Source organism: Micromonospora sp. CPCC 205539 (assembly GCF_036906815.1).
In the GTDB taxonomy this organism is placed as follows: Bacteria; Actinomycetota; Actinomycetes; order Mycobacteriales; family Micromonosporaceae; genus Micromonospora.
The window spans coordinates 126346-145208 of record NZ_JBAKHW010000015.1 but is presented as its reverse complement, the minus strand read 5'-3'; the positions used below and the strand labels follow the sequence as shown (position 1 = coordinate 145208).

Sequence of the window (18863 nt, the reverse complement as noted above, 5' to 3'; positions counted from 1 at the left end):
CCGGCCCGCCTCCAACCCGGGGGTGGACCGGCCGGCGACCTCGTCCGGTAGCGTCCCGATTATCGTCGAAGTTCCGTTGAGGAGACCTATGTCCACGGCTGCCGACCACGTCATCACGACCCTGCGCGCGGGCCACGAGGAGCTCGCCGCGCTCGTCCGGGACCTCAAGGACGACGACCTGCTCCGCCCGTCGGGCGCCAGCGAGTGGCCGGTGTCCCAGGTGCTCAGCCACCTCGGCAGCGGCGCGGAGATCGGCCTCGCGTCGCTGACCGCCGCCCGGTCCGGCGCGCCCGGCCCGGACGGCGATTTCAACCGTGGCGTCTGGCAGCGCTGGGACGCGATGACCCCGGCCGAGCACGCCGCCGGGTTCCTCGCCGCGAACGAGAAGTTGGTCGAGGCGTACGAGGCGCTGGACGCCGAGAGCCGGGCTTCGCTGCGAATCCCCCTCGGCTTCCTGCCGGAGCCCGTCGACGTCGCCACCTCGGGTCGGTTCCGGCTCAGCGAGTTCGCCCTGCACCAGTGGGACGTCGAGGTGGCGTTCAACCCGTTCGCGGCGGTGACGCCGGACGCGGTCACGCTGCTGCTGGAGCAGATCGGCGGCATGCTGGCCTGGTCGAGCCGACCGGACGTGCTCGCGGGTCGGCCGACCACGCTGCGGCTGCGGCTGACCAGCCCGGAGCAGACGTACGGGCTGCGGCTGGGCGAGCAGGTCGAGCTGACCGACGTCCCGGAGCAGCCGGACGGGGAGCTGACCATGCCGGCCGAGGCGTGGCTGCGACTGGCCACCGGCCGTCTCGGGTCCACGTACACGCCGGACACGGTGACGCTGACCGGCCCGCTGACCCTGGACGAGCTGCGCCAGGTCTTCCCCGGCTACTGAGGCGACCGCGCGGGCCGGTCCCACCGGCCCGCGCGTACCGCTCTCAGCCCTTCACGCAGACGACCTGCTTGAGGTGCGCGACCACCTGCACCAGGTCCTCCTGCTGGGCCATCACCTCGGTGATGTCCTTGTACGCGCCGGGGATCTCGTCGACCACCCCGGCGTCCTTACGGCACTCCACACCCGCGGTCTGCGCGGCGAGGTCTTCCGTGCTGAACGTCCGCTTGGCCTGCGCCCGCGACATCCGCCGCCCGGCCCCGTGCGAGGCCGAGCAGTACGCGTCCGGGTTACCCCGGCCCCGCACGATGTACGACCCGGTGCCCATCGACCCGGGGATGATGCCCAGGTCGCCCTGACCGGCCCGGATCGCGCCCTTCCGGGTGACCAGCACCTGCACCCCGTCGTAGCTCTCCTCCGCCACGTAGTTGTGGTGGCACGAGATGGGCTCGTCGTAGCTGACCTGCGGGAAGTGCTCGCGCACCACGCCGCAGAACAGCGCCAGCATGACCGCCCGGTTGCGCCGCGCGTACTCCTGCGCCCACCACAGGTCCCGCCGGTACGCGTCCATCTCCGGCGTACCCGCGAGGAACACGGCCAGGTCCCGGTCGGGCAGGTCCGCGTTGTGCGGCAGCTTCCGAGCCACACCGATGTGCCGCTCGGCCAACTCCTTGCCGATGTTGCGCGACCCGGAGTGCAGCATCAGCCAGACCCGGCCCTCGTCGGCGCCGCCCTGCTCCAGGCAGACCTCGATGAAGTGGTTACCCCCGCCGAGGGTGCCGAGCTGCCGCCGTGCCCGCGTCTCCAGCTGCGCCACCCGCCGGTCCAGGCCCGCGAACCGGCCCCAGAAGTCGTCCCAGCCGGCCTGCTCCAGACCACGGATCCGGCGCGGGTTGACCGCGTCGTCCCGCTGCGCGAAGCCGACCGGGATGGTGGCCTCGATCGCGGAGCGCAGCCCCGCCAGGTCGTCGGGCAGGTCGGCGGCGGTCAGCGAGGTGCGGACCGCCGACATCCCGCAGCCGATGTCGACGCCGACCGCGGCCGGCGAGACGGCCTGCCGCATGGCGATGACCGAGCCGACCGTGGCGCCCTTGCCGAAGTGCACGTCCGGCATCACCGCGACACCCTGCACCCAGGGCAGCGCGCCGATGTTGCGCAGTTGCTGAGCGGCCTGCGGCTCGATGGCGTACGGGTCGGTCCAGACCCGGACCGGTGCCCGCGTACCGGCGAGAGGGGTGAATCCCATGGTCGTCTCCTTATGTCGTGCCGCCATCAAACGATGACCGAAAATGATCAGATGCGGTCGCGGGGTGGCGCGACGGCGTGGATACGAGAAAGCCGCCCGATCCTCGAAGGGATGGGCGGCCGACGGACGCGTCAACGTCAGTCGTGCCCCCCTGGCTGCCGGCGCTCGTTCAGGCGGCAGCAGCGGGTTTTGGCACCGCAATAGACAAGGGTGTTGCCGGGGAGCAGGTGCCAGGCGGCGTTGGTACGGACGCGCTGCGACACGGCGTGCTCCCTTCGGGGTTGTGGTCGACCTTGCACTGACGAGAGTAGGAGGGCCGGACCGAGTCCGCAATGGATATCGGCGCACCGCGAGCAGAGGGCGGGGCCGCAGCCCAGAGCCACGATCCACCTCCCCTTTTGTGGACGTCGTTTGCAAGACAATCGCTGGCAGACTTGCCGGCATGGTGGAGACCTCGGTGCGGCTGCTGCGGCTGCTGGCCCTCTTGCAGGGCCACCGGGACTGGTCCGGCGCCACGCTGGCCGAGCGGTTGGCGGTGACCACCCGGACCGTGCGCAACGACGTCGAGCGGCTGCGCGTCCTCGGCTACCAGATCGAGTCGCGCCCGGGGGTCGCCGGCGGCTACCGGCTCGGTGCCGGGTCCGCGCTGCCACCACTGCTGCTCGACGACGACGAGGCGGTGGCCGTGGCGGTCGGCCTACGGGTCGCCGCGTCCGGCACGGTCAGCGGCATCGAGGAGACCTCGCTGCGCGCGCTGGCCAAACTGGAGCAGGCACTGCCGGCCCGGCTGCGGCACCGGGTGGACGCCCTGCGCACCGCGACCGTCTCCGCCGTAGCCGGTGGGCCGACCGTGGAGGCGGCGACACTCACCGCCGTCTCCACCGCCGTGCATCGCCGGGAGCGCCTGCGCTTCGACTACGACGGGCATGACGGCGCGGCCACCGTCCGGGACGTCGAGCCGTACCGGCTGATCTACACCGGCCGCCGGTGGTACCTCCTGGGATGGGACATTGGGCGCGGCGACTGGCGGACCTTCCGTGCCGACCGGATCCAGCCGCGGACACCGACCGGCCCGCGCTTCCCACCCCGGGAGCCGCCGGGTGGTGACGCGGTCGCGCACGTGCTGCGCGGCGTCGGCTCCACGGCATGGCGACACTCCGCCCGGGTACGTCTGCACGCCCCGGCGGCGCTGATGACCGAACGGATCCCGACCACGGCGGGGCTGCTCGAGGCGGTCGACGAGCGCACCTGCCTGCTGCACACCGGTGGGGAGTCGCTGGCCAACCTGGCCGCCTTCCTCGGCACCATCGAGGTCGACTTCGACGTGCTCGACCCACCGGAGCTGCGCGCCGTGCTCCAGGCCGTCGCGACCCGGTTCGGCCGTGCCGCCGGGTAGTCGTCGCAGGGCCTGACCGGGACGCCGGGCGGACGCCCGACGTCCCGGCGTGGGTCAGGCCGGGATGGTCCAGCGTTGGTTGGCGTTGCCCGTGCAGCTCCAGATCTGCAGCGGCGTTCCGTTGGCCGTGCCCTGCCCGGCGGCGTCGAGGCACCGGCCCGTCGCCGGGTTGACCAGGGTCTGCGCCGAGCCGCCGTAACGCCACTGCTGGTTGCCGCTGCCCGCCACGCAGTCCCAGATCTGCACCCTGGTGCCGTCGGCGTTGACGCCGCCAGCCACGTCGAGGCACTTGCCGAGCGCCCGGACGGTGCCGTCCGACCCGACGGTCCAGCCCTGCGCCGTCCCGTTGGTGTCGCAGGTGTAGAGCTGCACCACGGTGCCGTTCGCGCTGTTGGCTCCGGCCACGTCGGCGCACTTGCCGCTGCCGACTCCGCGGATCTTGCCCGACGTCACAGGCGGGGGTCCGGAGCCGAGGGTCACCTCACCCTGGTTGAGCACCCGCGGATGGTAGTAGGTGGCCTGGATCTCGGCGTTGGTGTTGGTGCCGCGCAACTGCTCCGACCAGATCATGAAGTACGCCCAGCGCGGCTGGCTCGACAGCAGCGCCGCGTTCGGCACCTTGCCCAGCTCGGCGAGGGCGATCGGCTTGCCGGCCGCGATCGACTGGATCTGCTGGTAGTCGCCCGCCGACGGATAGTTCTTGTACCAGGCGTCGAGCGTCACCACGTCCACGTAGCCGTTGCCGGGGTAGTAGTTGGCCCAGCCGCCAGCGGGGTTGTCCTGCACGTTCCACACCCAGATCAGGTTGTCGAGACCCTGGCTGTCGAAGTAGTCGCGCATCTGCTGGAAGAGCTTGGCGGAACCGTTCGCGCCGGGCCGGTTGCCCCACCAGTTCCAGCTCTCGTTCATCTCGTGGAACGGCCGCCACAGCACCGGCACCCCGGCGTCCCGGAGCTGTCGCAGGTACGGCACGACGGCCGCCATCCGGCTCCGCCAGGTGGTGTTGAGCGCCGTGCCGCCGGTCACGACCTGCTGGAACTGGGCGTCGGAGATCTGCGTCTGCACCCCACCTCCGAAGGCGCAGGTGGCGCCGACGGTCGGCGAGCAGGCGTGCCAGGTGAGCGCGACCAGTGACCCGCCGGCCCATTCGAGCTTGGCCTGGTCGATCACCCGCTGCCGGTTGGCCACGTCGTCGGGGTTGAACATCATGTCGCCGCCCCACAGGCCCGGCCACTGCCCGGTGACGTCGTACACCTGGCGGGTGTACTGGCCCGGGGCGGTGGCCGGTTCCTTGTTGTGCTGGCCGCTGACGATCGAGACTCCGGTGATCGAGCGCAGGTAGCTCAGCACCGTCGACTTCGGCGTCGCGGGGAAGGCCTGCGCGGGTGGCGGGGCCAGGGTGGCGACGACGAGCGCCGTCACCAGGGCGGTCAGGGGAATCCGCCGGACTTTCATGGGCTCCTCCTTCGTGGGGAGTGGACGGACCGGGCGCGGCTCACGCCCGGCGGAGCACCGTGGCCAGGTCGGTCAGCACCCAGGGCGCCTTGACCAGGGCCGGTTCCAGCTCGGCCGGTCCACGGACGGCGATCGTCGTGGATTCGCCCGGCAGCAGGGTGAGAAAACCGCGGTCGGTGACCGCGGCCGGGTGGATCCGGTCGGCCTGCAGCAGCACGTCGCGGGCCAGTCCGGTGGCCTGCACCCGCACGTCGAGGCCGCCGGGGACCGCGTCGGCGCTCACCGTGAGACCGGCGTCGGCGTGCGGAAAATCCCGATCCGGTACGGCGAACCAGAGCGCCCGCGCGGCGTCGAGCCGAGCCACGAGGATCTCGGCGTCCGAGGTGAACCCGGTGACGTGTCGCGGTACCGGCACCAGCGCCACCGTCCGCGCGGCGACCGTCGCCTCCTGCGTGTGCTCGGCGACCACCTCGCCGCCGGCGTCCTGCCGCGCGACGGTGAGCTGGCCGTGCCACGGCTGTGGGCTGTCGTTGAGCACCGCCAAGACCAGGTCCCCGTCGCGCGGTTGGATGGTCAGCGCGCGCGGCGCGTAGAGCTCGCCGAGCGCGTGGTACAGCGGCTTGTACCGTCCCGCCCCGTCGATGGCGGCCCACGAGGTGACCGGCCAGAGGTCGTTGAGCTGCCAGAGGATGGTGCCGCCGGTGTGCGGCCAGGACGACCGCCAGTGTTCGACACCGGTGCGGATCGCCCGCACCTGGTTGAGCTGGTGGAGGTAGTGCCACGCCTCGACGCTCGTCGGCTCGGGAAAGTGCGGAGCGAGACCACGGGCGAGTTTGCCGTTGCCGTCCTCGGCCTTCTGGTGGTGCAGCACGCCGGGCGAGTCGGGGCGCAGCGGCTCATCGGAGATCGCGTCGCGCAGGGTGCGCCAGGCGGGTGGTGCCTGCCAGCCGAACTCGGCGACGAAGCGGGGCGTCGAGTCGCGGTAGTGGTCGTAGCCCTCCCGGTTCCAGACCTCCCAGGAGTGGAAGGTCTGGTGGTCGGGATCGTTCGGCGCGTGCTGCCACGAGCCGGACCAGGGGCTGCCCGCCTGGTACGGGCGGCTGGGGTCGAGCTCGGCGACGATCTCCGGAAGCGTCCGCAGGTAGTAGGTCTCGCCCCAACTCAGCTCGCCGCCGGGCTGCCGATCCCAGCCACTGGCTCCTCGCAGCCACAGGTTCTCGTTGTTGCCGTTCCAGGTGATCAGGCTCGGGTGTACGGCCAGCCGGGTGACGTTCTCGCGCGCCTCGGCCACCACCTCGGAGTAGAGCGGCTCCTCCTCCGGGTAGCAGGCGCAGGCAAAGAGGAAGTCCTGCCACACCAGCAGGCCCAACTCGTCGCACACCTCGTAGAAGTCGCGGCTCTCGTAGATGCCGCCGCCCCACACCCGGATGAGGTTGACGCCCACGGCGGCCGCCTCGCGGAGCCGCCGCTCGTAGCGCTCCCGGGTCATCCGGGCCGGAAAGATGTCGTCGGGGATCCAGTTCACGCCCTTGATGAGCACCGGATCGCCGTTGACCTGGACGACGAAGCGGTGGCCGACGGCGTCGGGCGTGCGGTCGATCTCCGCGCTGCGGAAGCCGGTACGCCGCTGCCAACGGTCCAGGACCTCGCCGGCGGCGCTCAACTCCACGGTCAACTCGTGGAGCGGCTGGTCGCCGTACCCGATCGGTGCCCAGGGCCGCACCTCGGCGATGGCGGTCTCGACCCTGCCTCTTCCGACTCCGGGCGGCAGCACGAAGTCGGCGACCGCACGCCCGTCGAGCAGTGCCCGTACGCGCAGCGGCGGCTCGTCGCGGGTGCGCTCGACCTCGACCGTCAGGTCGAGCACTCCCCCGCCGTCGCGCCAGGTGGCCAGGGGCCGGACCGCCGCCAGCCTGGCGGTGCTCCACCCTTCCAACCGGACGGGCCGCCAGATGCCGGCGGTGACCAGCGTCGGCCCCCAGTCCCAGCCGAAGCTGCACGCCATCTTGCGGATGAAGTTGAACGGTTCCGGGTAGGCGTTCGGTCGAGGGCCGAACGCGGAGCGCATGGTGTCCGCCTCGGTGTAGGCCGACGTGAACCGCACCTGGAGCGACCTCGGATCGCCGTCCAGCAGGGACGTGACGTCGAGTCGGTAGGCGCGGTGCATGTTGCGCGTCGTGCCGAGGGTGACGCCGTCCAGTTCCACCGTGGCCACCGTGTCGAGCCCGTCGAAGACCAGATCGACGCGGTCGTGGGCGGGTCCCTGCCAGGCGACGTCGCGGCGGTACGTCCAGTCGGTGTGACCGACCCAGGCGACCGCCAGCTCGTTGGCGTCCTGGAACGGGTCGGGCAGGAGGTCGGCGTCGAGCAGGTCGACGTGCACGCAGCCCGGTACGGTGGCGGTCAGCTCCCGGCCGACCAGCGGCGCGGCCTCGGGGGCGGTGGCGTCGTCCGCGACCCGCAGGCTCCACGGCCCGCCCAGATCCTGCACCCAGATCATCGATCGTCCTTCCGCGCGGTACGCGCTCACTTGGTGGCTCCGGTGGTGATGCCGTTGTAGATGAAGCGCTGCAGCATCAGGAAGATCACGACCGTCGGCAGGATGACGATCATCGTGCAGGCCGCGATCGTCTCCCACTGCGCTCCGTAGGGGCCCTTGAAGCGGAAGAGCGCCGTCGAGATCACGTTGAGGTCCGACGACCGCAGGTAGAGAAACGGGATGTAGAACTCGTTGTAGATGGCGATGCCCTTGATGATCACCACGGTGGCGATCGCCGGTCGCATCAGCGGCAGGACGATCCGCCGGTACACGGTGAACCGGGACGCGCCGTCGATCACCGCGGCCTCGTCGAGGCTGCGCGGGATCGACTGCATGAACTGCACGAAGATGTAGATCGAGACGATGTCCGTGCCGAGGAACAGCACGATCGCCGAGCCCAGCGTGTTGACCAGGCCCATCGACTTGACGATCTGGTACGTCGCCACCTGGGTGGTGACGCCCGGCACCAGCGCGGCCACCAGGAAGAGCCCCAGCACCAGCCGCTTGAGGCGGAAGGTGAAGCGGCTCACCGCGTACGCGGCGAGGGTGCCGACCGCGACCGTGCCGATCAGCGAGATCACCAGGATGACCGTCGTGTTCCAGAAGCCGCGCAGCATGTCGCCGTCGGTCCACGCCGTGCGGAAGTTGGCGAGGTTGAGCCAGTCCCGTGGCGGGGTCAGCGGCCCGGTCGCGTTGTACTCGGCGTGCGTCTTGAACGCGGCGAACAGCACCACCACCAGCGGCACCAGCGTCACCACCGCGGCCAACAGGAGGGAGGCCCACTTACCCGTACGGGCGAAGAGGTTCACGACAGCGTCACCTCGTCGTCCGGGACGAGCCGACGCTGGACCCAGGTGATGACCAGCACCAGCAGGAGCAGCACCACCGCCATCGCCGACGCCAGGCCGATCTGCCGGAACTGGAAGGCTGTCTCGTACGCCCGGATCACGAACGTGCGGGTGCCGTTCGCCCCGCCGGTCATGATGAACGGGATCTCGAAGACCGCGAGGCTGCCCGAGATCGCCAGGATGAACGAGAGGCTGATGATCCGTCGGATGCCGGGCGCGATGATGAAGCGGAACTGCTGCCACCGGCCCGCACCGTCGATCTCCGCTGCCTCGTACAGCTCGGTCGGGATCGACTGGATCGCGCCCAGGAACAGCACGAAGCTCAACCCGGTGAACCGCCACACCGACGTCCCGGCGAGCGAGAAGTTCGCCACCTCGGCGTCGCCCAACCAGTACCTGGTGTGCTCGCCCAGCCCGACGAGTCGCAACACCGTGTCGAGCGTGCCGTCCGGCTGGAACAGGTAGAGGAACACGAACCCGACCGCGACCCCGTTGAGCAGGTACGGGAAGAACAGGATGCCCTTGAACAGGTTGCGCAGCCGGGTCTGGAAGCTGAGCAGCACCGCGAAGTAGAGCGCGATCGCGATCTGCGCGAACGAGGCGACGAAGTAGTAGAGGCTGACCAGGAAGACTCGCCAGTAGTCCTCGTCGCTGAACACGCGGCCGTAGTTGTCCATCCCGACGAAGGTCATCGTCGGGCTCAGGCCGTCCCAGCGTTGGAAGCTGTACCAGATCATGTTGCCGACGGGCACGTAGGTGAACGTGATGAGCAGGGCCAGCGCCGGTGCCAGGTAGAGCCAGTGGGCCCACCGGCGCCACCACCCCGTACGCGGCCTGCCAGCCGCCGAGCCGGTCGCGGGCGGCGACGCGGACACCGCCGCCCCGGCCCGGTACTCCACACTGGTCACTTCATGACCTGCCGCTGGGCCTCGCCCCACCGCTCGTTGAGGTCGGCGAAGTAGGACTCCTTGTCGCCCTTCGCGGCGCCGCGCGCGATGTCGACCAGCTTCTGCCGGTAGATGTTGCCGGTCAGGTCGATCTCGGAGTCCTTGATGATCAGATCCTCCTTACCGGTGTTCGTGGTGGCCGCCGGCAGCTCGATCAGACTCACGCCGGTCTTCTCGAAGTCCTGCAGCACCGCCGGCAGCGGCTGGCCGGTGGGGGTCGGGATGGCCTGCTGGTCCTGGGCGAACCCCGACTCGCCGACGAACCAGTCCAGCCACGCTCGGGCGGTCGCCTTGTTCTTCGAGTTCTTGCTGACCCCGGCCTTGTAGTCGCCCTCGATGCGGGCGTGGAACTTTCCCTCGGTCTGGTAGGGGAACGGCCAGAACGCGATGTCGTCGGGATTCGCCCCGGCCGCCTTCGCCGCGTCCTTCATCTGCGGCACCGCCCACGAGCCGAGGATCATCGCGCCCACCTTGCCGGTGGCGATCATCGGCTTGGAGTTCTCCCAGTTGGTCGTCAGCGGGTCCTTCTCGCTGAGCCCCTGGCGCACGATGTCGAACAGCAGACCATCGGTGATGTACGCGAGCTTGCCGGGCTGCCAGGGCGCCGGATCGGTCGGGAACGTCTCGTTGATCGCCGGGTCGGCCAGGATCGCGCGTTGACTGTTGAAGAAGCTCAGGGGCCAGCCGTCCTTGTAGTTCGTGTAGTACGGCACCGCCTGGGTCTTGTCCTTGATCGCCCGTAGTCCGGTGAGGAACTCCTCCGGCGTCCGGGGCGGCGCGGTGATTCCGGCCTGCGCCCAGATCCGCTTGTTCACCACCACGCCCTGCGCCACGCCGCCGAGGGACAGGCCGTACACCTTGCCGTCGTAGGCCTTCTCGTCGGCGAACCGGAACTTCGGCTTCAGCTCGTCGGCGCTGCCCAGCGGCGCGAAGAACTGTGCGAGCTGGTCCACCGGCACCGTGTTGGGGATCAGCAGCACGTCGCCGTAGTCACCCGAGCTGAGCTGAGTGGTGACGTCGCCCTCGTAGTTGGTCACGGGCTCGAAACTGACCTTGGTGCCCGGGTACTTCGCCTCGAACGTCTTGGCGTACGCGGGCAGCGCCGTGTTCGCGAGGTCGGTGCGGTTGGTCAGCACGGTGATCGACCCCTTGACGTCGCCGGAGAAGTCGCCGGCGTCACTGTCGTCCGTACCGGCTCCGCCGGTACAACCCGTCACAAACGCGAGCACCGCGGCCGTGCCCAGGGCGAGAGTCTGTCTTCTGGTTGTCATGCTGATGTCCTTCTGCCTCGGCATCGATCCACGCTGATGGAGTTGCGGGTGGCGTGGCTCACAGCATGCTGCGGAGGTTTCGGAGGTGTCAAGCATAGATTAATAATTTAAGTAGTAGCCGCCTCCGATGTGGAGCCGTGACGTGCCGATAGATCAGTGCGCTGCGGTGCTCTCGCGAACCACGATGTGAGCGGTCGGGGCCTCGTAGACGGCAGCGGGTCGGTCCGCCATCACGTCGCTGATCGCCTGCGCGGCCAGCTCACCGATCCGGCCCACGTCATGGCTCATGGCGGACAGCGCCGGGACCGCGAGCTGGCACAGGGCCGAGTCGTCCCAGGCCACCATGGACACATCGCCCGGCACGGCCAAGCCCCGTTCGGCGGCCGCCTGCAGACCGCCGAGTGCCATCAGGTCGTTGTCGAAGACGATCGCGCTCGGCCGCGACGCCTCCACGGCCAGCAGCTCGGCGGTCGCGGCACGGCCGGTCTCGTAGGAGTAGTCACCCTCGGACGTGAGCAGAGTCAGACCACGGGTCGCGCTCTCCGCCTCGAGACCGCCGCGGCGCAGCTGCGTGTGCGCGAACGACAGCGGGCCACTCACCTGCCCGATCACCCGGTGCCCCAGGTCGGCCAGGAACCGCACGGCCTCGCGGGCGAAGCCGGCGTCGTCGGTCCAGACGGTCGGCAGGCCGTCGGCGGTCGACGGATCACCAAGCACCACGGCGGGCAGACCCAGCCCGGCGACGAGCCCCACGCGCTCGTCACCAGGGCTCAGATCGACCAGGATCACCGCGTCCACGCCGCGCTGGGCGGCCCAACGCTCGTACACGGCGACCTCGGCGGGCCGGTCAGTGACCACGCTGACCAGCACCGATACGCCCGACGGGGTGAGTACGCGCTCCAAGCCCTCGAGAAACTCGTGGTAGAAGGGTTCCTCGCCGAGCACCTGGGAAGCCCGGGCCAGCACCAGGCCGACCCGCCGTGGTGTCTTGGTCACCGAATCCTCCGCCCATGCCCCTGCCGTGCTGGCAGGTACGGTATCGCCTGACCACCGACGGCCGCGCGCCGTCAGCCCGAGATCGGAGTTCGCAGTCGGATGGCACGTCGTGAAGCGCCCGCCGCGGGGCCGGGCAGCCGCGCGCTGGTCGTCGACGTGATCCGTTCCGCGGGCGCGATCAGCCGGGTCGAACTCGCCGAGGTCACCGGTCTCACCCAGCCCTCGATCTCGAACATCGTGCGTGACCTCATCGCCGAGGGCGTCATTCACGAGACCGGCTCCATCGATTCGGTCCGGGGCAAGCCCCGGAAACTGATCTCGATAAACCCGGCGAGTCGATTCGGCGTCGGATTCCACCTCGGCCCGGACACGATGACCTGCGTCGCCATCGACCTGACCGGGGGCGTGGTGGGCCGCGAGGTGGTGCCGCGGATCCCCGGCGACGACGCACTCGCCGCCGGGCTGGCCGACCGCTTCGATGCCTTCACGGCCGGCCTCGACCTGCCCACCAGCCGCATCGAGGGCCTGGCGATCGTGGCGCCGACGGCGGTGCCCGGCCGGCCCACCGAGCCGGCCGAAACCGGCGACGTACGCGCCCAGGTCGCCGACCGGATCGGCCTGCCGGTCATCGCCGAGAACGACGCGGCGGCGGCCGCGCTCGGCGAATTCTGGAGCCGCCGGGTCTCGCGTGAACAATCGTTCGGCTGCGTCTATCTCTCGGCCGGAATCGGTGCCGGATTCGTCTTTCACGGTGCACTCTTCCGAGGTGCCAGTTTCAACGCCGGCGAACTCGGCCACCTGTCGATCGACTTCGACGGGCGGGAGTGCCCCTGCGGCAACCGCGGCTGCGTCGAGCGGTACGCCTCGATGACCGCGGTCGTCGAGGCGGCCCACGCCGACCCGACCCTGCGAGGCATCCTCCCGCCCGACGCCACCACGACCGCCGGCACCTACGACGTGCTGGCCCGCGCCGCGGTCAACGGTGACCCGGCCGCGTTCGCCGTCCTCGACCGGGCAGCCGCCCAACTGAGCGTGGCCGTCACCTCGGTCGTCAACCTGCTGGACCTCGGTCGGCTCGTCCTCACCGGCCCCGGAGTGGCGCTGGCCGGGTCGATCTACGCCCGTCGGGTCCGCGCGCACCTGGACCGGACCGCGCACGCTCGTCACCGCCACGGCATCGTTGTCGAGTTGTCCGCCCAGCCCCGCGACGCCGCCGCGATCGGCGCGGCCGCCCTGGTCGTGCAGGCAGCGGTCGCCCCCGGGCACTACGGGCCCGAAAGCTGAACCCCCTTCTGCGCGATCTTGCACTTGCTGCCTCGACGTAAGGCACATTTCACGCAGATCGGCGACCGAAAGTGCAAGATCGCCGGGGGTCGGCCGGTTCGGCGGTGCGCATCCTGACCCAGAACATCGACGGCCTGCACCAGAGGGCCGGGTCCACCCCGCGCAAGGTCCTGGAACTGCACGGCAGCATGCGCGAGGTCGTCTGCACCGGCTGCCACCTGCGGTCACCCACGGCGGCCACGCTGGAGCGGGTCGCGGCGGGAGAGGAAGACCCCAGGTGTACGACGTGCGGCGGGATCCTCAAACTGGCCGTCGTCCTCTTTGGTGAGCACCTCGACCCCGCAACGGTCGCGCAGGCGGAGAAGATCGCGCAGGCGTGCCAGCTCATCCTCGCGGTGGGCAGCTCCCTGCGGGTGGAGCCGGCCGCCTCGCTGTGCGCCGTCGCGGTCAACACCGGGGCTCGGCTGGTGATCATCAATCGGGACCCGACGCCCTACGACGACCTCGCCGTCGCGGTGGTCCGCGAACCGATCGGCACCGCACTCCCCCGCATCACCGCAGCCCTCGCCGAGGCCCGGACGGCGAACCGACCCGCAGCCAGTCGCTGATCGGGGATCGCCGTCACCGCGCCGGACGGGGGCGGATGGTGTCGGCCGGAGGCAGGCTTCGGACCGGCTCGTCGATCGAGTAGACCTCGAGGCAGGACAGGAAGCCGTCGCGTACGAGAAGGATGACACCGGCGTAGGAGTCGCCCTCGCCGAGGTCGGCCGAGACGGGTGCCGTGGTCACGACCGGAGCAGGGGCCGCTGCGGACCGTTCGACGGACAGGTTGATCGTCGCGCAGCCGCACCGGCAGCCACCGTCGACGACGGTGTGGCCCAGTTGGGCCAGCAGCTCGTCCCGGCCCGGGAACGGTACGGCGAGCAGACGTTCGATCACCGCGCGTTCGGGCTGGCGAAGAGGGCGGGGCAGGTCCTCCGCCCCATCATCCTCGGTAGGCATGTTCCATGTCCCTCAGGTGTCGTAGCAGCCGTCCCAGGGTGGGTCGAAGCCGAGATCGTCGGGGAGGAACTCGGCGTGGTCCTCGCCGTCGTACTCCTCCGACTCGTCGACGAGGCCGAAGATGTGCCCGTCGACCTCGATCTGGAACAGCCTAATCGCGATGTCAGCGAAGACACGGCCGGGCAGCGCGTCGAGCCACTCGACGAGGTGAGCCTCCGCCGAATCGCCGGAGGCTGCCTCGTCTTCGCTGGTGCCCGCGAACCACACGTCCGACCCGGCGTGCGTGCCGTCGGCGTCGAAACGGTGCAGCACGGCGTACCACCGCTTGTACCGGTACCAGTCGTCCTCGGCGCCGCTGCCGTCCTCCAGGGTGGCCGTGACGGAGCCGAAGAACTGACCCTCGTCATATCGACCAATGTAGCGAGTGCGGTAGTCGGGTTCGTAGGAGATGGGTACGCGGTCGGGGATGGCCATGCGCGGACGTTACTGCACCGGTTCTACGGCTGGGTCACCAGTCGGAAGGACTGCGCCGCAGTGCCGTTGCAGGTGAACTGGATGAGCTGAACACTGTCCGCGGTGGACCCTCCCGGCACGTCGAGGCACTTGCCACTGTTGCGGTTGACCAGCCGGTAGTACCCGCCACCCTCGGACTCTGCCCGCCACTGCTGGTTGTTGCCGTTGCTGTAGGACCAGAGCTGGATGGGGGCCGAGTCGGCGGTCGACACGTTGGTTACGTCGAGCACCTGGGCGGGATTGTTGCGGTTGTTGACCCGCAGGTAGCCGCCGCTGGTCGGCACGAACTGGTACTGCTGGGCGTTGCTGCTGTTGCAGGCGTACTGCTGGATGGCGGTGCCGTTCGAGCTGGCGGCGGCCCGCGCGTCGACGCACTTGCCGTTGCCGCGGTTGACCACCGTGTGCCAGGCGGTCGGCGAGATCGGGCCGTCGGTCGGCGGGGGTGTCGTGGGCGGGGTGGTGCCGACGCCGGCGAGCCAGTGCAGCCCGTCGATCACCAGTTTGTTCTGCTGCGCGCTGTCAAAGGTGGACGACAACCCGGTGTTGGTGTTGTAGTCCATCGCGTTGTGGCCGAAGTTCGCGTACAGCATCTTGTACTGCCGGTTGCTCCACACGATCGGGTAGTAGCCGCTGTACCAGGATTGGTTGGGGTCGGTGCCGACCGGGAAGCTGGACGGGTCGATCGACGCGAGGATGTCGATGTTGGGGTTCTGCCGCAGGTCGTTGCTCCACGAGTACCACTCGCTGATCGCCGAGGGGAAGGTCGCGGGCAGGTTCCGGGTGGCGGCGTGGGTGCGGTTGTCCGCGCGCAGCGTGACCCGGGTGGGGCCCCAGGTGTTCGTCTGGAACGCGCCGGTGCCGAGGAAGGTGTTGTAGTACCAACTCCAGCTCGACGGGTTGGTGTTGAACGCCGTCACGTGGAAGCCCATCCACGCCCCGCCGTTGCGCATGTACTGCTCGAACGCGGGCCGCTGCGCAGCGGGCGGCGCGTCGTCGAGGAACATGATGACCTTGTACTGGGCCAGGTTGGCGGTGTTCAGCAGACCCCAGTTGGTGGTCGACTCCCAGGAGAAGCCGTACTGGGCCGCGGCCTGCGGGAACCAGGCACGGGCGTCCCGGTCGAAGTCGATGTGGGCGGCGTCCCAGGTGCCGTTGTAGAAGGCGAGGACCTTGAACGTCGGTGCGGCCTGCGCCGGCCGGGAGGCGTTGACGAAGATGCCGGCGCTGACTGCCACGACGAACGCGACCAGCAGTGCGAGAACGCGCCTTGCGCGAGAGGAGAAGTCTGTGATCACCGTGATCGCCCTTCGATGGTGGCGTGGGACGCGCGCCGCCGCGTCAATCTGCCTTTTGTTCACAAGGTTTACAGATTGATGAAATGTTATTCGCAGCATCGGGTGTCGTCAATCGCGAGCCCGGTTCGCTGGCGAGGTGCGATCGGCGCGGTAACGGGTAAACCGGCCGGATGACCAGCCCGGACGCGGTCGACGTCGACCAGCCGCTCGCCCTGGACGTGCCTCCCGCACCGCACGACGCCAGCGGCGAGCGGGTGCCAACCCGCGACCTGTCCGGCTTGGCACCCGCGGCCCGGCCGGCACGCCGCTGGACCCCGAACCGGGTGGTCGCCACCCCGGCCGCACTCGAACACCCGCACGGTCAGCGGATCGTCGACCGGGTACAAGCCCTGGGCATCGAGGTGGAACCGCTACGCGCCAACCGGCTCACCGGGGTACGCGGGCAGACCGACCGAGAGACGTACGCCCGCGCCAAAGGGACCCTGGCGATCGTGGTGAGCCCGCCGTCGCGACGCACCCTGCAACCCATCGCGCCCAGCGCCGACTGGCGGGTCGACCTGGCCGAGGGCTGCCCGGCGCACTGCCAGTACTGCTATCTCGCCGGGTCACTGACCGGCCCGCCGGTGACCCGGGTGTACGCGGACCTCGACGACATTCTGGCCGGGCTCACCTCGTACGCGGGGCGCGGCACGGTGACCAGCCGCAACGCGCGGCGCGCCGACGAGGGCACCACCTTCGAGGCGTCCTGCTACACCGACCCGCTCGCGCTGGAGCACCTGACCGGCAGTTGGCAGCGGGCCGTGCAGCACTTCGCCGACTGGAACGCGCCGGTGCAACTGCGCTGGACCACCAAGTACGCGGACGTGGACAACTTCGTCGGGCTGCCACACGCCGGCCGTACCCGGGTCCGGTTCAGCGTCAACTGCGCCCCGGTCAGCGAACGGTTCGAGGGCGGCACCGCCCGGGTGCCGGACCGGCTCGCCGCGCTGCGCCGGCTCGCGCTCGACGGCTACCCCGTCGGGCTGACCATCGCGCCGATCATCGCCCTACCGGATTGGCGGGAGAGCTACGGCGAGCTGCTCGAGCAGGTCCGCGCAGCGGTCGACGGGGTGCCGGAGCTGGACCTGACCGCCGAGCTGATCACCCACCGCTTCACCCCGGGAAGCAAGGACGTGCTGCTGAGCTGGTACCCGCGGACCCGGCTGGAGATGGACGAGGAGTCGCGCAGCCGCAAACACGGCAAGTTCGGCGCGGTGAAGTACGTCTACCCGCGCGACACGATGGCCGAGCTGCGCGACTGGTTCTACGCCGAGCTGGCCGCGCGAGTACCGGCCTGCCGAATCCTCTACTGGACCTGACCCCCACGCCCGCACCCGATGGTCCAGTGTTGCGTCCTTTGCTCTGCTTCAACGGACGCAACGAAAAGGTGCCGCAAGTGTTGCGCCGGTTGAAGCAGAGCAAAGGACGCCGAACAGTGGCCCGGGGCGCGGTCGACTCACTTCCGGTTCGCACGCCGGTGCGATCCCTGTCGTGACGGTCCGCGGCAAAGCGGCCCAGGCACTCGGCCTCACCACAGGAGAATCCCAGGTCGACCAGGTGGCCCGCGTTGCGCAACGCCGAGGCGTGCTCAGACGCCGACGGTGCCGTCGACCCCCTCGCGCAGGAAGTCGGCGTGGCCGTTGTGTCGGGCGTACTCGTGGATCAGGTGCAGCATCACCAGCCGCAGCGACACCACCTCGCCGGAGCGGGCGTTGCGGCCGGTCACGTCCAGCGATGGTGCCGCCTGCTCGATCCGGCGGGCGTGCGCGACCTCGCGCTCCCAGGCGTCGAAGGCCTCCGCGCGGGTGGACGAGCTGGCGTCGTACGCCTCCTGGAAGTCGCCGGCCTCCGACCAGACCAACGGGATGTCCTCACCGTCGATCACCCGCCGGAACCAGGCGCGTTCCACCTCGGCCATGTGCCGAACCAGGCCGAGCAGGGACAGCGTGGAGGGCGGCATCGACTGCCGGCGCAGCTCCTCGTCGGAGAGGCCGTCGCACTTGAGCGCCAGCGTCGCGCGGTGGAAGTCGAGGAAGGCGCGCAGCGTCTCTCGCTCGTCGCCGGTAACCGGGGGGCCGATCCGTTCGGTGGTCATTGAACCGATCATGCCGGATCGCATCGGCGGCGGCGGTGCCGCCCCGGCCTCAACCGATCGAGGAGCGGGCCACCGGCGCGGCGAAGTAGGTGTCCGGGTACGGCTCGTCGCGGAGACCGTAGTGCCACCACTCGAGGTCGTAGTTGACGAAACCGGTGTCGGTCATCAGCCGCCGCAACAAAAGCCGGTTGTCCCTGGCCACGCCGGTGATCCGGGGGTCGGCGGTGTGCGCGCGGGCGTCGAAGCAGTCGAAGCCCGTACCCATGTCGATGCTGTTGTCGGCGAAGCGCTGCCCGCGCGGCGCGGTGCAGGCGACCAGCGACTGCCCGGGCCGGTACGGGGGCTGGCTGGCGGCGGGCTCGTCGACCAGCGTCAGATCCATCGTGCTGCCCCGGCTGTGCGCGGTGGGCGCCCCGATGTAGCCCTCGGCGAAGAGCCGACTCTTGGGCACGTCCGGATAGAACTCGGCCTTGGTCTGCTGCTCGTTGGGGCGCTTCGCCCAGGCGACGAAGTCGTCCACGGCCGGCTGCGGGCGGTAGCAGTCGTACACCTTGAGGCTGTGCCCACCCGCCAGCGCGGCGTCCTGGACCCGGCGCAGCGCCTCGGCCGCCTGCCGGGTGAGCAGGCACAGCGGCTCCGGGTAGGCGGTGATCGGCCGGCCGACGAAGTTGTGCGGCGTGGCGTACCGGATGTCGGCGTGGATGCGCGGGTCGACGTCGGTCAGCACCACGAAACCGGGCAGCTGGGCGGCTGCGGACGCCGACGGGGTGGGGCTCACGGCCGAGGGCCGCGGTGGGGTGGGCGGCGGGCGGGACTCCGCCCCCGAGCAGCCGCCGGGCAGCGCGACGAGCGCGAGTACGGCGGCGGCGAGGCGGTGGCGCACCAGTTCTGTCTATCAGCCCCACTCGGCCGTCGTGGCAGCTCAGGCTTATCCGCGCGCTTGATCGCCCCACCTATTACGGCTGGACGGTTACGAGCTGAACCGTCGCGACGATGCGGTCGCCCGTCGGGAATTGCTCGTCCAGCCGAGGGGTCGGGGTGCTGAGCCCGTCACGCGTTA

The 18863-nt window shown here is 70.1% G+C and carries 17 protein-coding genes; 5 read left to right on the top strand and 12 right to left on the bottom strand.

The features are described from left to right. The first annotated feature begins 88 nt into the window (after positions 1-88). The gene (locus V6V47_RS15885; protein WP_334628984.1) at positions 89-880 is read left to right on the top strand and encodes a maleylpyruvate isomerase family mycothiol-dependent enzyme; all 792 of its coding nucleotides are present in this window, start codon (positions 89-91) and stop codon (positions 878-880) included. 43 nt (positions 881-923) lie between these two features. Here V6V47_RS15885 and V6V47_RS15880 read toward each other — a convergent pair whose 3' ends face one another. Further along, positions 924-2123: an RtcB family protein gene (locus V6V47_RS15880; RefSeq protein WP_334628983.1), complete on the bottom strand. Its 1200-nt coding sequence runs from the start codon at positions 2121-2123 to the stop codon at positions 924-926. A 442-nt stretch (positions 2124-2565) separates the two neighbouring features. On the opposite strand from V6V47_RS15880, the gene V6V47_RS15875 reads away from it, so the two are divergent. Continuing rightward, entirely contained in the window at positions 2566-3519 is a 954-nt protein-coding gene (locus tag V6V47_RS15875; protein WP_334628982.1) for a helix-turn-helix transcriptional regulator, read from the top strand. Positions 3520-3573: 54 nt separating this feature from the next. Here the strand turns inward: V6V47_RS15875 and V6V47_RS15870 are convergent, their stop codons facing one another. The 6 genes from V6V47_RS15870 to V6V47_RS15845 all read right to left on the bottom strand — a co-directional run bounded on the left by V6V47_RS15870 (position 3574) and on the right by V6V47_RS15845 (position 11575). Next, the gene (locus V6V47_RS15870; protein WP_334628981.1) at positions 3574-4974 is read right to left on the bottom strand and encodes a glycosyl hydrolase; all 1401 of its coding nucleotides are present in this window, start codon (positions 4972-4974) and stop codon (positions 3574-3576) included. A gap of 40 nt (positions 4975-5014) precedes the next feature. Continuing rightward, positions 5015-7474 carry a glycoside hydrolase family 2 protein gene (locus V6V47_RS15865; protein ID WP_334628980.1) on the bottom strand — a complete coding sequence of 820 codons (2460 nt, stop codon included), beginning with the start codon at positions 7472-7474 and terminating at the stop codon, positions 5015-5017. A gap of 26 nt (positions 7475-7500) precedes the next feature. Continuing rightward, positions 7501-8322 (bottom strand): carbohydrate ABC transporter permease, encoded by an 822-nt coding sequence (locus V6V47_RS15860; protein ID WP_334628979.1) that lies wholly within the window; start codon positions 8320-8322, stop codon positions 7501-7503. After that, the gene (locus tag V6V47_RS15855) at positions 8319-9269 is read right to left on the bottom strand and encodes a carbohydrate ABC transporter permease (protein WP_334628978.1); all 951 of its coding nucleotides are present in this window, start codon (positions 9267-9269) and stop codon (positions 8319-8321) included. The genes V6V47_RS15860 and V6V47_RS15855 overlap by 4 nt, the downstream gene beginning before the upstream one ends. Then, positions 9266-10579, bottom strand: coding sequence for an ABC transporter substrate-binding protein (locus V6V47_RS15850; RefSeq protein ID WP_334628977.1), 1314 nt, complete (start codon positions 10577-10579; stop codon positions 9266-9268). The genes V6V47_RS15855 and V6V47_RS15850 overlap by 4 nt, the downstream gene beginning before the upstream one ends. A 153-nt stretch (positions 10580-10732) precedes the next feature. Continuing rightward, positions 10733-11575 (bottom strand): LacI family DNA-binding transcriptional regulator, encoded by an 843-nt coding sequence (locus tag V6V47_RS15845; RefSeq protein ID WP_334628976.1) that lies wholly within the window; start codon positions 11573-11575, stop codon positions 10733-10735. Positions 11576-11674: 99 nt separating this feature from the next. Between V6V47_RS15845 and V6V47_RS15840 the strand changes: the two genes are divergently transcribed. Together V6V47_RS15840 and V6V47_RS15835 are read left to right on the top strand one after the other, a co-directional pair. Then, entirely contained in the window at positions 11675-12859 is a 1185-nt protein-coding gene (locus V6V47_RS15840) for an ROK family transcriptional regulator (RefSeq protein WP_334628975.1), read from the top strand. A gap of 104 nt (positions 12860-12963) precedes the next feature. Then, a complete protein-coding gene (locus V6V47_RS15835; protein ID WP_334628974.1) occupies positions 12964-13467 on the top strand; it encodes an SIR2 family NAD-dependent protein deacylase in 504 nt (167 codons plus the stop codon). A gap of 13 nt (positions 13468-13480) precedes the next feature. Here the strand turns inward: V6V47_RS15835 and V6V47_RS15830 are convergent, their stop codons facing one another. Genes V6V47_RS15830 through V6V47_RS15820 form a run of 3 tightly spaced genes read right to left on the bottom strand, consistent with a single transcriptional unit; the run spans position 13481 to position 15609 of the window. Beyond that, positions 13481-13861, bottom strand: a complete 381-nt coding sequence (locus V6V47_RS15830) for a hypothetical protein (protein ID WP_334628973.1) — start codon at positions 13859-13861, stop codon at positions 13481-13483. Between the two features lie 12 nt (positions 13862-13873). Next, the gene (locus V6V47_RS15825) at positions 13874-14335 is read right to left on the bottom strand and encodes a hypothetical protein (RefSeq protein ID WP_334628972.1); all 462 of its coding nucleotides are present in this window, start codon (positions 14333-14335) and stop codon (positions 13874-13876) included. Between the two features lie 23 nt (positions 14336-14358). After that, complete coding sequence (locus tag V6V47_RS15820; RefSeq protein WP_334628971.1) at positions 14359-15609, bottom strand: RICIN domain-containing protein; 1251 nt, start codon at positions 15607-15609, stop codon at positions 14359-14361. Between the two features lie 230 nt (positions 15610-15839). Here V6V47_RS15820 and V6V47_RS15815 point away from each other — a divergent pair, with 230 nt between their 5' ends. After that, positions 15840-17027: a spore photoproduct lyase family protein gene (locus V6V47_RS15815; protein WP_334628970.1), complete on the top strand. Its 1188-nt coding sequence runs from the start codon at positions 15840-15842 to the stop codon at positions 17025-17027. A 269-nt stretch (positions 17028-17296) separates the two neighbouring features. On the opposite strand, the gene V6V47_RS15810 is transcribed toward V6V47_RS15815, so the two are convergent. Together V6V47_RS15810 and V6V47_RS15805 are read right to left on the bottom strand one after the other, a co-directional pair. Next, positions 17297-17803 (bottom strand): DinB family protein, encoded by a 507-nt coding sequence (locus V6V47_RS15810; RefSeq protein WP_334628969.1) that lies wholly within the window; start codon positions 17801-17803, stop codon positions 17297-17299. 49 nt (positions 17804-17852) lie between these two features. Next, on the bottom strand, positions 17853-18686 hold the full coding sequence (locus tag V6V47_RS15805; RefSeq protein ID WP_334628968.1) for a M15 family metallopeptidase: 834 nt from the start codon (positions 18684-18686) through the stop codon (positions 17853-17855). Between the last annotated feature and the right edge of the window lie 177 nt (positions 18687-18863).

Coding starts and splice junctions, on each gene's coding strand:
- V6V47_RS15885 (WP_334628984.1), top strand. CDS start 89: ATGTCCACGGCTGCCGACCACGTCATCACGACCCTGCGCGCGGGCCAC.
- V6V47_RS15880 (WP_334628983.1), bottom strand. CDS start 2,123: ATGGGATTCACCCCTCTCGCCGGTACGCGGGCACCGGTCCGGGTCTGG.
- V6V47_RS15875 (WP_334628982.1), top strand. CDS start 2,566: ATGGTGGAGACCTCGGTGCGGCTGCTGCGGCTGCTGGCCCTCTTGCAG.
- V6V47_RS15870 (WP_334628981.1), bottom strand. CDS start 4,974: ATGAAAGTCCGGCGGATTCCCCTGACCGCCCTGGTGACGGCGCTCGTC.
- V6V47_RS15865 (WP_334628980.1), bottom strand. CDS start 7,474: ATGATCTGGGTGCAGGATCTGGGCGGGCCGTGGAGCCTGCGGGTCGCG.
- V6V47_RS15850 (WP_334628977.1), bottom strand. CDS start 10,579: ATGACAACCAGAAGACAGACTCTCGCCCTGGGCACGGCCGCGGTGCTC.
- V6V47_RS15840 (WP_334628975.1), top strand. CDS start 11,675: ATGGCACGTCGTGAAGCGCCCGCCGCGGGGCCGGGCAGCCGCGCGCTG.
- V6V47_RS15830 (WP_334628973.1), bottom strand. CDS start 13,861: ATGCCTACCGAGGATGATGGGGCGGAGGACCTGCCCCGCCCTCTTCGC.
- V6V47_RS15825 (WP_334628972.1), bottom strand. CDS start 14,335: ATGGCCATCCCCGACCGCGTACCCATCTCCTACGAACCCGACTACCGC.
- V6V47_RS15815 (WP_334628970.1), top strand. CDS start 15,840: ATGACCAGCCCGGACGCGGTCGACGTCGACCAGCCGCTCGCCCTGGAC.
- V6V47_RS15810 (WP_334628969.1), bottom strand. CDS start 17,803: ATGACCACCGAACGGATCGGCCCCCCGGTTACCGGCGACGAGCGAGAG.